This is a genomic window from Klebsiella sp. KTE92, from assembly GCF_000398905.1.
Taxonomy (GTDB): domain Bacteria; phylum Pseudomonadota; class Gammaproteobacteria; order Enterobacterales; family Enterobacteriaceae; genus Klebsiella; species Klebsiella variicola.
Window position 1 is genome coordinate 5,285,293 of the sequence record NZ_KB976100.1, and the last position, 11,104, is coordinate 5,296,396.

General features: G+C 56.0%; 9 protein-coding genes and 1 rRNA gene (1 of these 10 cut by a window edge). 8 read left to right on the forward strand and 2 right to left on the reverse strand.

Annotated elements, in window-relative coordinates; all coding sequences use genetic code 11:
* The first annotated feature begins 97 nt into the window (after positions 1 to 97).
* The 7 genes from kup (at position 98) to rbsR (ending at position 8,004) form a co-directional block, all read left to right on the forward strand.
* Positions 98 to 1,966 carry a low affinity potassium transporter Kup gene (kup, locus tag A1WC_RS00830; RefSeq protein ID WP_008806712.1) on the forward strand — a complete coding sequence of 623 codons (1,869 nt, stop codon included), beginning with the start codon at positions 98 to 100 and terminating at the stop codon, positions 1,964 to 1,966.
* Between the two features lie 184 nt (positions 1,967 to 2,150).
* The gene (gene rbsD, locus A1WC_RS00825; protein ID WP_002882527.1) at positions 2,151 to 2,570 is read left to right on the forward strand and encodes a D-ribose pyranase; all 420 of its coding nucleotides are present in this window, start codon (positions 2,151 to 2,153) and stop codon (positions 2,568 to 2,570) included.
* A gap of 10 nt (positions 2,571 to 2,580) precedes the next feature.
* The gene (gene rbsA / locus A1WC_RS00820) at positions 2,581 to 4,086 is read left to right on the forward strand and encodes a ribose ABC transporter ATP-binding protein RbsA (RefSeq protein WP_012543297.1); all 1,506 of its coding nucleotides are present in this window, start codon (positions 2,581 to 2,583) and stop codon (positions 4,084 to 4,086) included.
* A 5-nt stretch (positions 4,087 to 4,091) separates the two neighbouring features.
* The gene (gene rbsC, locus A1WC_RS00815) at positions 4,092 to 5,057 is read left to right on the forward strand and encodes a ribose ABC transporter permease (protein WP_008806709.1); all 966 of its coding nucleotides are present in this window, start codon (positions 4,092 to 4,094) and stop codon (positions 5,055 to 5,057) included.
* A gap of 27 nt (positions 5,058 to 5,084) precedes the next feature.
* Positions 5,085 to 5,975 carry a ribose ABC transporter substrate-binding protein RbsB gene (gene rbsB, locus A1WC_RS00810; protein ID WP_012969238.1) on the forward strand — a complete coding sequence of 297 codons (891 nt, stop codon included), beginning with the start codon at positions 5,085 to 5,087 and terminating at the stop codon, positions 5,973 to 5,975.
* Positions 5,976 to 6,075: 100 nt separating this feature from the next.
* The gene (gene rbsK / locus A1WC_RS00805; RefSeq protein WP_008806707.1) at positions 6,076 to 7,008 is read left to right on the forward strand and encodes a ribokinase; all 933 of its coding nucleotides are present in this window, start codon (positions 6,076 to 6,078) and stop codon (positions 7,006 to 7,008) included.
* A 3-nt stretch (positions 7,009 to 7,011) separates the two neighbouring features.
* Positions 7,012 to 8,004, forward strand: a complete 993-nt coding sequence (gene rbsR, locus A1WC_RS00800; protein ID WP_012543295.1) for a ribose operon transcriptional repressor RbsR — start codon at positions 7,012 to 7,014, stop codon at positions 8,002 to 8,004.
* Here the strand turns inward: rbsR and mdtD are convergent.
* Positions 8,001 to 9,398, reverse strand: coding sequence for a multidrug transporter subunit MdtD (gene mdtD, locus A1WC_RS00795; protein ID WP_016162030.1), 1,398 nt, complete (start codon positions 9,396 to 9,398; stop codon positions 8,001 to 8,003). The genes rbsR and mdtD overlap by 4 nt on opposite strands.
* 12 nt (positions 9,399 to 9,410) lie before the next feature.
* Positions 9,411 to 10,112: a FadR/GntR family transcriptional regulator gene (locus tag A1WC_RS00790; protein ID WP_012543294.1), complete on the reverse strand. Its 702-nt coding sequence runs from the start codon at positions 10,110 to 10,112 to the stop codon at positions 9,411 to 9,413.
* A 477-nt stretch (positions 10,113 to 10,589) separates the two neighbouring features.
* Between A1WC_RS00790 and A1WC_RS00785 the strand changes: the two genes are divergently transcribed.
* Positions 10,590 to 11,104 (forward strand): 16S ribosomal RNA (locus A1WC_RS00785); it runs 1,025 nt beyond the window's last position.

The window sequence follows — 11,104 nt, forward strand, 5'->3', positions numbered from 1 at the left end:
TAGGGGTACGATTTCGCAAATAATCGTGCATACTGTGCGCTTTTTGTGGGCCAAGGGACTAGGCACACATTTGTTTTATAAACGAAAAGACTAGTCTATGAGCACTGATAATAAACAATCGTTGCCGGCATTAACGTTGGCGGCCATCGGCGTGGTGTACGGCGATATCGGTACCAGTCCACTGTATACCTTGCGCGAATGCCTGTCAGGTCAGTTTGGCTTTGGCGTTGAACGCGACGCCGTGTTTGGCTTTTTGTCGCTGATTTTCTGGCTGTTAATCTTTACCGTATCGATTAAATACATCACGTTCGTGATGCGGGCGGATAACGCCGGGGAAGGCGGGATCTTAACGCTGATGTCGCTGGCCGGACGTAATACCTCGGCCCGAATGACCTCCGTACTGGTGATCCTCGGCCTGATCGGCGGTAGCTTCTTCTATGGCGAAGTGGTGATTACGCCGGCGATTTCCGTTATGTCGGCGATAGAGGGGTTAGAAATTATCGCCCCGCAGCTTGATACCTGGATTGTCCCTATCTCCATTATCGTGCTGACCCTGTTGTTTGTGATCCAGAAGCACGGGACCGGCATGGTCGGTAAGCTGTTTGCGCCGATTATGCTGATCTGGTTCCTGTTGCTGGCGGTGCTCGGCGCGCGAAGCATTTACGCTAACCCGGAAGTTCTTCAGGCGCTAAACCCCTACTGGGCGGTGCATTTCTTCCTGCAGTACAAAACGGTTTCCTTTATTGCGCTCGGCGCGGTGGTGCTGTCGATTACCGGGGTGGAAGCGCTGTACGCCGATATGGGTCACTTCGGCAAACTGCCGATCCGCGTGGCCTGGTTCTCCGTCGTGCTGCCCTCGCTGGTGCTGAACTATTTTGGCCAGGGCGCGCTACTGCTGAAGCACCCGGAAGCGATTAAAAACCCGTTCTTCCTGCTGGCGCCGGAGTGGGCGCTGATCCCGATGCTGATTATCGCCACGCTGGCGACGGTTATCGCCTCGCAGGCGGTGATCTCCGGGGTCTTCTCCCTGACCCGTCAGGCAGTGCGTCTGGGCTATCTGTCGCCGATGCGCATTATCCACACCTCGGAAATGGAGTCCGGACAGATTTACATCCCGTTCATTAACTGGCTGCTGTACGTTTCTGTGGTCATCGTTATTGTCAGCTTTGAGCATTCGTCTAATCTGGCGGCGGCGTATGGTATCGCGGTCACGGGCACCATGGTGCTGACCTCCATTCTGTCGGCAACGGTGGCGCGCAAAAACTGGCACTGGAATAAGCTGTTTGTCGGCCTGATGCTGGTGGCCTTCCTGTGTATCGATATTCCGCTGTTTTCGGCGAACCTCGATAAGATTGTCTCCGGCGGTTGGCTGCCGTTGTCCCTGGGGCTGGTGATGTTCACGGTGATGACCACCTGGAAGAGCGAACGTTTCCGCCTGCTGCGCCGAATGCACGAGCATGGCAATTCGCTGGAAGCGATGATCTCTTCGCTGGAGAAGTCACCGCCGGTGCGTGTGCCGGGTACCGCGGTGTATATGTCCCGCGCCCTGAACGTGATCCCGTTTGCCCTGCTGCATAACCTGAAGCACAACAAGGTGCTGCATGAGCGAGTAATCCTTCTGACTCTGCGCACCGAAGACGCGCCTTACGTGCATAACGTTCGCCGGGTGCAGATTGAGCAGCTGTCGCCGTCGTTCTGGCGGGTGGTGGCCAGCTACGGTTGGCGGGAAACGCCGAACGTTGAAGAGGTGTTCCATCGCTGTGGCCTGGAAGGACTCAGTTGCCGAATGATGGAGACCTCGTTCTTCATGTCGCATGAGTCGCTGATTATCGGCAAACGACCGTGGTATCTGCGCCTGCGCGGCAAGCTTTATCTGCTGCTGCAGCGTAACGCCCTGCGGGCGCCGGATCAGTTTGAAATCCCGCCAAACCGGGTTATCGAGCTCGGTACCCAGGTCGAAATCTGATGTCAAAAAAGCCCTTCCATTGCGAAGGGCTTTTTGTTTCTCACTCCGGCTGTCATCTCCTGTCGCTGTCTTGCGAAACGTTTCGATGGCGATCACATTTCTCTCTTCTGGTGATGGTTTTCTGCTCACACATTGATAATAATTATTTTAGCGAAACGTTTCGCTAGTGGAGCAAAAGAGAAAAATGAAAAAAGGCACCGTACTTAACGCTGATATTTCCGCGGTCATTTCCCGCCTGGGCCACACCGATACGCTGGTGGTCTGCGATGCCGGATTACCGGTTCCCCGCAGCAGCACGCGCATTGATATGGCGCTGACTCAGGGCGTACCTTCCTTTATGCAGGTGCTGGAAGTGGTGACGACGGAAATGCAGGTTGAAGCGGCTGTTATCGCGGAAGAGATTAAAACCCATAATCCGCAGCTCCACGCGACGTTGCTCACTCACCTTGAGCAGCTGCAGCAGCACCAGGGAAATACCATTGAAATTCGTTACACCAGCCATGAGCAGTTCAAAAAACAAACCGCAGACAGTCAGGCGGTAATTCGCAGCGGGGAGTGTTCCCCGTTTGCGAATATCATTCTCTGTGCCGGCGTCACGTTCTGAGGTCGCCGCCATGGAAGCCTTATTGCAACTAAAAGGGATCGATAAAGCGTTCCCTGGCGTCAAGGCGCTCTCCGGCGCGGCGCTGAATGTCTATGCCGGTCGGGTGATGGCGCTGGTAGGGGAAAATGGCGCCGGCAAGTCCACCATGATGAAGGTGCTGACCGGGATCTACACCCGTGATGCCGGCTCTTTGCTGTGGTTAGGCAAAGAGACGACCTTTAACGGCCCCAAATCCTCCCAGGAAGCCGGGATCGGTATCATCCACCAGGAACTGAACCTGATCCCGCAATTGACGATTGCCGAGAACATCTTCCTTGGTCGCGAATTTGTTAACCGTTTTGGCAAAATCGACTGGAAGCAGATGTATGCCGAAGCCGACAAGCTGCTGGCAAAGCTGAATCTCCGCTTTAACAGCCAGAAGCTGGTGGGCGATCTGTCGATTGGCGATCAGCAAATGGTGGAGATCGCCAAAGTGCTGAGCTTCGAATCGAAAGTCATCATTATGGATGAACCGACCGATGCGCTGACCGATACCGAAACCGAATCGCTGTTCCGCGTCATCCGCGAACTGAAGTCGCAGGGGCGCGGCATCGTCTATATCTCCCACCGTATGAAAGAGATCTTCGAGATTTGCGACGACGTGACCGTCTTTCGTGACGGGCAGTTTATCGCCGAGCGCGAAGTGGCTTCGCTGGATGAGGACCGACTGATCGAGATGATGGTCGGCCGTAAGCTGGAAGATCAATATCCACATCTCGATAAGGCGCCGGGCGCGGTGCGCCTGAAGGTCGATAATCTCTGCGGCCCGGGCGTGGAAAACGTGACCTTTACCTTGCGCCAGGGGGAAATCCTGGGTGTCGCCGGGCTGATGGGCGCCGGACGGACCGAACTGATGAAAGTGCTGTACGGCGCGCTGCCGCGCAGCAGCGGCTCCGTGACGCTGGATGGCCATGAAGTGGTGACCCGCTCGCCGCAGGACGGTCTGGCGAACGGCATTGTCTATATCTCCGAAGATCGTAAGCGCGATGGCCTGGTTCTCGGGATGTCGGTAAAAGAAAATATGTCCCTGACGGCGCTACGCTACTTCAGCCGGGCGGGCGGCAGCCTTAAGCATAAAGATGAACAGCAGGCGGTCAGTGATTTCATTCGGCTGTTTAACGTCAAAACGCCGTCCATGGAGCAGGCAATCGGCCTGCTTTCCGGCGGCAACCAGCAAAAGGTCGCCATTGCCCGCGGGCTGATGACCCGGCCAAAGGTGCTGATCCTTGATGAACCGACCCGCGGCGTCGACGTCGGGGCGAAGAAAGAGATCTACCAGCTCATCAATCAGTTCAAAGCCGATGGCCTGAGCATCATTCTGGTCTCCTCTGAGATGCCGGAGGTGTTGGGCATGAGCGATCGCATCATTGTGATGCATGAAGGGCATCTCGGCGGTGAATTCACACGCGAGCAGGCCACCCAGGAAGTATTGATGGCTGCCGCTGTGGGCAAGCTTAACCGTGTGAATCAGGAGTAAGAAAGATGACAACCCAGGCTGTTACTGGTCGCCGTTATTTCACGAAAGCGTGGCTGATGGAGCAAAAATCGCTGATTGCCCTGCTGGTGCTGATCGCGGTGGTATCGACCATGAGCCCCAACTTTTTTACCGTCAATAACCTGTTCAATATCCTGCAACAGACCTCCGTTAACGCCATCATGGCGGTAGGGATGACGCTGGTCATACTGACCTCGGGGATCGACCTGTCCGTCGGCTCCCTGTTGGCGCTCACCGGTGCGGTGGCGGCGTCGATTGTCGGCATTGAGGTTAATGCGCTGGTGGCGGTCGCTGCCGCCCTCGCATTAGGTGCCGCGATCGGCGCAGTCACCGGGGTGATTGTGGCGAAAGGCCGCGTGCAGGCCTTCATCGCCACCCTGGTGATGATGCTGCTGCTGCGCGGTGTGACCATGGTGTACACCAACGGCAGCCCGATCAATACCGGCTTTAGCGATAACGCCGATCTGTTCGGCTGGTTTGGCATCGGGCGTCCGCTGGGGATCCCGACGCCGGTATGGATTATGGCGATTGTCTTCCTGGCGGCCTGGTACATGCTGCACCATACTCGCCTGGGCCGTTATATTTACGCGCTGGGCGGTAATGAAGCGGCGACGCGTCTGTCCGGGATTAGCGTCAATAAAGTCAAAATTATCGTCTACGCCTTGTGCGGGATGCTGGCGTCGCTGGCCGGGATCATCGAAGTGGCGCGTCTCTCCTCCGCGCAGCCGACGGCGGGGACGGGCTATGAGCTGGACGCTATTGCGGCGGTGGTGCTCGGTGGCACCAGCCTCGCGGGCGGCAAAGGACGCATTGTCGGCACGCTGATTGGCGCGCTGATCCTTGGCTTCCTGAATAATGGTCTTAATCTTTTAGGCGTTTCTTCCTATTACCAGATGATCGTTAAAGCGGTGGTGATTTTGCTGGCGGTACTGGTAGATAACAAAAAGCAGTAACTGAGAACTCTACAGGACATCTTAACTATGAATATGAAAAAACTGGCGACCCTGGTCTCTGCTGTTGCGCTAAGTGCGACCGTCAGCGCAAACGCGATGGCCAAAGACACCATCGCTCTGGTTATCTCTACCCTGAATAACCCGTTCTTCGTGTCGCTGAAAGACGGCGCGCAAAAAGAAGCTGACAAGCTGGGCTACAACCTGGTGGTGCTGGACTCCCAGAACAACCCGGCGAAAGAGCTGGCGAACGTCCAGGATTTGACGGTGCGCGGCGCCAAGCTGCTGCTGATCAACCCCACCGACTCTGATGCCGTCGGCAACGCCGTGAAGATGGCAAACCAGGCGAAAATCCCGGTCATCACCCTTGACCGTCAGGCCACAAAAGGCGATGTCGTGAGCCATATTGCGTCTGACAACGTGCAGGGCGGAAAAATGGCTGGCGATTACATCGCGAAAAAAGTGGGTGAAAGTGCGAAAGTCATTGAGCTGCAGGGCATTGCCGGGACTTCTGCGGCGCGCGAGCGCGGCGAAGGCTTTAAACAGGCCGTGGCGGCGCACAAGTTTAACGTCCTGGCCAGCCAACCAGCCGATTTCGACCGTACCAAAGGGCTGAACGTGATGCAGAACCTGCTGACCGCGCATCCTGACGTGCAGGCGGTATTCGCGCAAAATGATGAAATGGCGCTGGGCGCCCTGCGCGCGCTGCAGACCGCAGGCAAGTCCGATGTGATGGTGGTTGGATTTGACGGCACTCCGGATGGCGAAAAAGCAGTAAACAGTGGCAAACTGGCGGCGACCGTCGCACAGTTGCCGGAGCAGATCGGCGCGAAAGGCGTTGAGACGGCTGATAAGGTACTGAAGGGCGAAAAAGTGGAAGCTAACTACCCGGTTGAGCTGAAGCTGGTCGTTAAGCAGTAAAATGCGATTCGGACTGGCAACGGTCCGAGGGACAATATAAAAAAAGAAAAGCAGGGCATGCGCCACCGGATCCCGGTGGCGCGCTTTCCCGGGAACAGAAATGATGAAAACTGCAGGCAAACTTGTCGTCCTTGGCAGTATCAATGCCGATCACATTCTTAACCTTGACGCTTTCCCGACGCCGGGTGAAACCGTCACCGGCAACCATTATCAGGTGGCTTTCGGTGGTAAAGGGGCCAACCAGGCGGTCGCCGCCGGGCGCAGCGGAGCGGATATCGCGTTTATCGCCTGCACCGGTGATGACGACATCGGTGAACGCATCCGCCGCCAGCTGGCGAGCGATAAAATCGACGTGGCGCCTGTGCGCGCAGTCGCCGGGGAAGCGACCGGCGTGGCGTTAATCTTCGTTAACGCCGAAGGTGAGAATGTCATCGGTATTCATGCCGGCGCCAATGCGGCGCTTTCCGTCTCCCAGGTTGAGGCGGAAAAGGAACGTATCGCTAGCGCACAGGCGCTGTTAATGCAGCTGGAGTCGCCGCTGGAGAGCGTCCTGGCGGCGGCGAAAATCGCCCATCGCCATCAGACCACCGTGGTGCTTAATCCCGCGCCAGCGCGTGAACTGTCCGATGAACTGCTGGCGCTGGTGGATATCATTACCCCCAACGAAACCGAAGCGGAAAAGCTGACCGGTATTCGCGTTGAGAGCGACGAGGATGCGGCAAAAGCCGCCGACGTGCTGCATGCCAAAGGCATTGGTACGGTGATGATCACCCTCGGCAGCCGCGGCGTCTGGCTCAGTGCCGAAGGCGAAAGTCGTCGGATCCCGGGCTTTCGTGTGCAGGCCATTGATACTATCGCTGCCGGTGATACCTTTAACGGCGCGCTGGTGACCGCGTTGCTGGAAGGGACTTCCCTGCCAGAAGCGATCCGCTTTGCGCATGCCGCGGCGGCGATCGCCGTGACCCGCAAAGGCGCGCAGCCATCCGTGCCGTGGCGCACAGAGATTGATGAATTTTTAGCGCAACAGGGGTAATGCTTGGCTACGATGAAAGATGTGGCCCGCGTCGCGGGCGTTTCCACATCGACGGTGTCACACGTCATCAATAAGGACCGCTTTGTCAGTGAGGCGATTACCGCCAAAGTAGACGCTGCGATCAAAAGCCTCAACTACGCCCCCTCTGCGCTGGCGCGTAGCCTTAAGCTTAATCAAACCCGTACCATCGGCATGCTCATCACTGCCAGTACCAATCCGTTTTATTCGGAGCTGGTGCGGGGCGTAGAGCGCAGCTGTTTTGAGCGGGGTTATAGCCTCGTACTCTGTAATACGGAAGGTGATGAGCAGCGAATGAATCGTAATCTGGAGACGCTAATGCAAAAACGCGTCGATGGACTACTGCTGCTGTGCACGGAGACCCATCAGCCCTCTCCGGAAATTATGCAGCGCTATCCGTCGGTACCGACGGTCATGATGGACTGGGCTCCCTTTGATGGCGATAGCGATCTGATTCAGGATAACTCGCTACTTGGCGGCGATATGGCGACCCAGTATCTGATTGACCAGGGGCATTCGCGCATTGCCTGTATTGCCGGCCCGCTGGATAAAACCCCGGCTCGTCTGCGCCTTGAAGGTTACCATGCTGCGATGGCGCGCTGCGGCCTGCCGGTTGCCGACGGATACGTGGTGACCAGTGATTTTGAGTTTGGCGGCGGGTTTAGCGCGATGCAGCAGCTGCTGGCTTTGCCGCAGCGGCCGCAGGCGGTATTTGTCGGCAACGATGCCATGGCGGTTGGCGCTTATCAGGCGTTGTACCAGGCCGGTTTGCACATTCCGCAGGACATGGCGCTGGTGGGCTACGATGATATTGAGCTGGCACGCTATATGACACCGCCGTTGACCACCATTCACCAGCCAAAAGATGAGCTGGGAGAACTGGCCATCGATGTGCTGATCCATCGAATGGCCGATCCGCAGCAAAAGCAGCAACGCGTTCAGTTAACGCCGGAGCTGGTGGTTCGTGGCTCCGCTTAGCGTTTGTGCCGCTCGCTAATCAGATTACGGCCATCTTTCGCTCTTAACAGCATAAACATCAGCGCCGACACGATGGTGATCACGCCCATGGTTATAAAGGTGTAGTGAAACTGCTGTACCGTGCTGGCATTGTCAAAACCTTCATAGAAGCGCAGCACCGCAGCGCTGATGGCCACCCCGAGACTGATTGAAAGCTGCTGGGTCACCGCCAGCAGGCTGTTACCGCTGCTGGCATTGTCATCCGTCAGATCGGCCAGCGTAATGGTATTCATCGAGGTGAACTGCGTGGACATCGCCATCCCCAGCACAAACAGTGGCAGAAGAAGCATCCACAGCGGCATCTCTGGCGACTGCAGCGAGAACTGGGCAATCATGAGGCCAATAAATACCGTGATCCCCACCAGGGTCTTACGATAGCCAAACCAGCGCAGCACCTGGGTAACGGTAGATTTCGCAATAATGGAGCCGATAGCGGTAGGGGCAATCATACAGCCGGCGATAATGGCCGGATAGCCGAAGCCAACCTGCAGCATCAGCGGCATCAGAAATGGCACACAGCCGGTACCCAAACGCGTGGCAAGGTTGCCAGCAATGCCGACTGAGAAAGTATGCGTCTTAAATAAAGAGAGCGAGATAAGCGGCGCCGGATGGCGGCGCGCGTGGCGAACATAGGCCACGAGCAGTAACAGACTGACGGCAATCACGGCCAGCGCCAGCCATGTCGCCACGATTTTTTCTCCAAACAGTTCAATACCGCTGGAAAACAGTACCAGGCTTAAGCCAAATAACAGAAAACCGGTTATATCGAAGCGCCTGCGCGGCGTTGTGAAATTCGGCATGTATTTGCGGGCATATAGAATGCCAATCACCCCGATGGGAATGTTTATCAGGAAAATCCAATGCCAGCTGGCCCAGGTGACAAACACCCCGCCGAGCACCGGGCCCAGTATCGGCCCCACCAGACCTGGCATGGTCACAAAGTTCAGTACCGGAAGCAGCTCGCTGCGGGGATAGGCGCGCAGCAGCGCCAGCCTCGCCACCGGCATCATCATCGCCCCGCCGATCCCCTGAATCACCCGAAAAATGACCAGCTCCATTAATGAGCTGGAGAGCGCGCAGGCGAGAGACCCCAAAGTGAACAAGCTAACAGCGATGATAAAGACCCGGCGCGTGCCGAAGCGATCGGCCAGCCAGCCGCTGACCGGGATCAGCATCGCTACCGTCAGCGTATAGCTGATAATGGCCGACTGCATCGCTAAGGGAGAACGATTAAGACTGTGGGCAATAGCCGGGAGGGCGGTGTTAAGAATGGTGGCATCCAGCGCCTGCATAAAGAAGGCCATCGCCGCGATCCACGGCAGGCCAGCCATACTGCGCCCTTTTTTTCTGCTCATGCCAATTCCTTGTTATTGATTTACGGGGTGAGGGGCGTTCAACAACGCCTGGCAGGCGAGCAAGGCACCTGGCGCATCACTGTTGAGAATGGCATCGACAATCGCCTGGTGGAGATCCAGCTTCACTACTTCATTTTGCGTAATCGACGTGAAGTAGGTGTGGTAGACGGAATGAAATAAAGAAGCGAATGAGCTGAGGAAAGGATTACCGCTCATTTCATAGATATGTTCATGCCAGGCCATATCGACCTCTATCCAGCGATCGCGCTGAAAATGACGTTTCAAGGCAATCATCTCTTCCATTAAAGTATTGAGCTGCGCTTTTTGTTCTGCGGAGCCGTTAGCGGCAGCGAGAAAACAGGCTTGTGGCTCCAGGCTGCTGCGCATGACGAGAAAGTGGCTCACCACTTCTTCGAAGTTATCTTCTGTTAGCCACCAGGACAGGAGTTCCTTATCAAGGAAGTTCCAGCTGCTGCGCGGCATCACCCGGGTGCCAATGCGAGGGCGGGGCAGCAACATGCCTTTTGCCGTTAGCGTCTTCACCGCTTCACGGACGGCGGTACGGCTCACACCGAACTGCTCCCCCAACTCCATCTCGCCGGGAAGAATGCTTTCCGGCTGATATTCGCCAGTCAGTATTTTTTGGGCGAGCTTCTCGGCCAGTACCCAGGAGATGTTCTTTTGTGCCGCCAGTTGCTGTGCGCTTAAAGACATAAATGCCGTTCCTTTCTTTTCTTTACTCTAACAGTATGCCACCAGGCGTCCCGTTTCGTCGGTTAAAACAGCAAAACGGCGGTTTTTTGCGACATTCCTCGCCGCATTGTTGAAAAAAGAGACGGTTGAAAAGTTTTTTTGAATTTCCCCTTGTCACCTCAGAATTACTCCCTATAATGCGCCTCCACTGACACGGAACAACGGCAAGCAAGCCGCCGGGTCAGCGGGGTTCCGGTGAGAACCTCGCAGAGAAAAGCAAAAATAAATGCTTGACTCTGAAGCGGGAAAGCGTAATATGCACACCCCGCGCCGCAGCGAAAAACGAAGCGGCACTGCTCTTTAACAATTTATCAGACAATCTGTGTGGGCACTCAAAGTGACATGGATTCTTAACGTCCTCGGACGAAAAATGAATACCAAGTCTCTGAGTGAACATGCGTAATTCATTACGAAGTTTAATTCACGAGCATCAAACTTAAATTGAAGAGTTTGATCATGGCTCAGATTGAACGCTGGCGGCAGGCCTAACACATGCAAGTCGAGCGGTAGCACAGAGAGCTTGCTCTCGGGTGACGAGCGGCGGACGGGTGAGTAATGTCTGGGAAACTGCCTGATGGAGGGGGATAACTACTGGAAACGGTAGCTAATACCGCATAACGTCGCAAGACCAAAGTGGGGGACCTTCGGGCCTCATGCCATCAGATGTGCCCAGATGGGATTAGCTGGTAGGTGGGGTAACGGCTCACCTAGGCGACGATCCCTAGCTGGTCTGAGAGGATGACCAGCCACACTGGAACTGAGACACGGTCCAGACTCCTACGGGAGGCAGCAGTGGGGAATATTGCACAATGGGCGCAAGCCTGATGCAGCCATGCCGCGTGTGTGAAGAAGGCCTTCGGGTTGTAAAGCACTTTCAGCGGGGAGGAAGGCGGTGAGGTTAATAACCTTGTCGATTGACGTTACCCGCAGAAGAAGCACCGGCTAACTCCGTG

Excerpts from the sequence above, each read along its gene's own strand:
- A1WC_RS00790 (WP_012543294.1), bottom strand. The coding sequence starts at position 10,112 with ATGTCTTTAAGCGCACAGCAACTGGCGGCACAAAAGAACATCTCCTGG.
- rbsB (WP_012969238.1), top strand. The coding sequence starts at position 5,085 with ATGAATATGAAAAAACTGGCGACCCTGGTCTCTGCTGTTGCGCTAAGT.
- rbsK (WP_008806707.1), top strand. The coding sequence starts at position 6,076 with ATGATGAAAACTGCAGGCAAACTTGTCGTCCTTGGCAGTATCAATGCC.
- kup (WP_008806712.1), top strand. The coding sequence starts at position 98 with ATGAGCACTGATAATAAACAATCGTTGCCGGCATTAACGTTGGCGGCC.
- rbsD (WP_002882527.1), top strand. The coding sequence starts at position 2,151 with ATGAAAAAAGGCACCGTACTTAACGCTGATATTTCCGCGGTCATTTCC.
- rbsC (WP_008806709.1), top strand. The coding sequence starts at position 4,092 with ATGACAACCCAGGCTGTTACTGGTCGCCGTTATTTCACGAAAGCGTGG.
- mdtD (WP_016162030.1), bottom strand. The coding sequence starts at position 9,398 with ATGAGCAGAAAAAAAGGGCGCAGTATGGCTGGCCTGCCGTGGATCGCG.
- rbsA (WP_012543297.1), top strand. The coding sequence starts at position 2,581 with ATGGAAGCCTTATTGCAACTAAAAGGGATCGATAAAGCGTTCCCTGGC.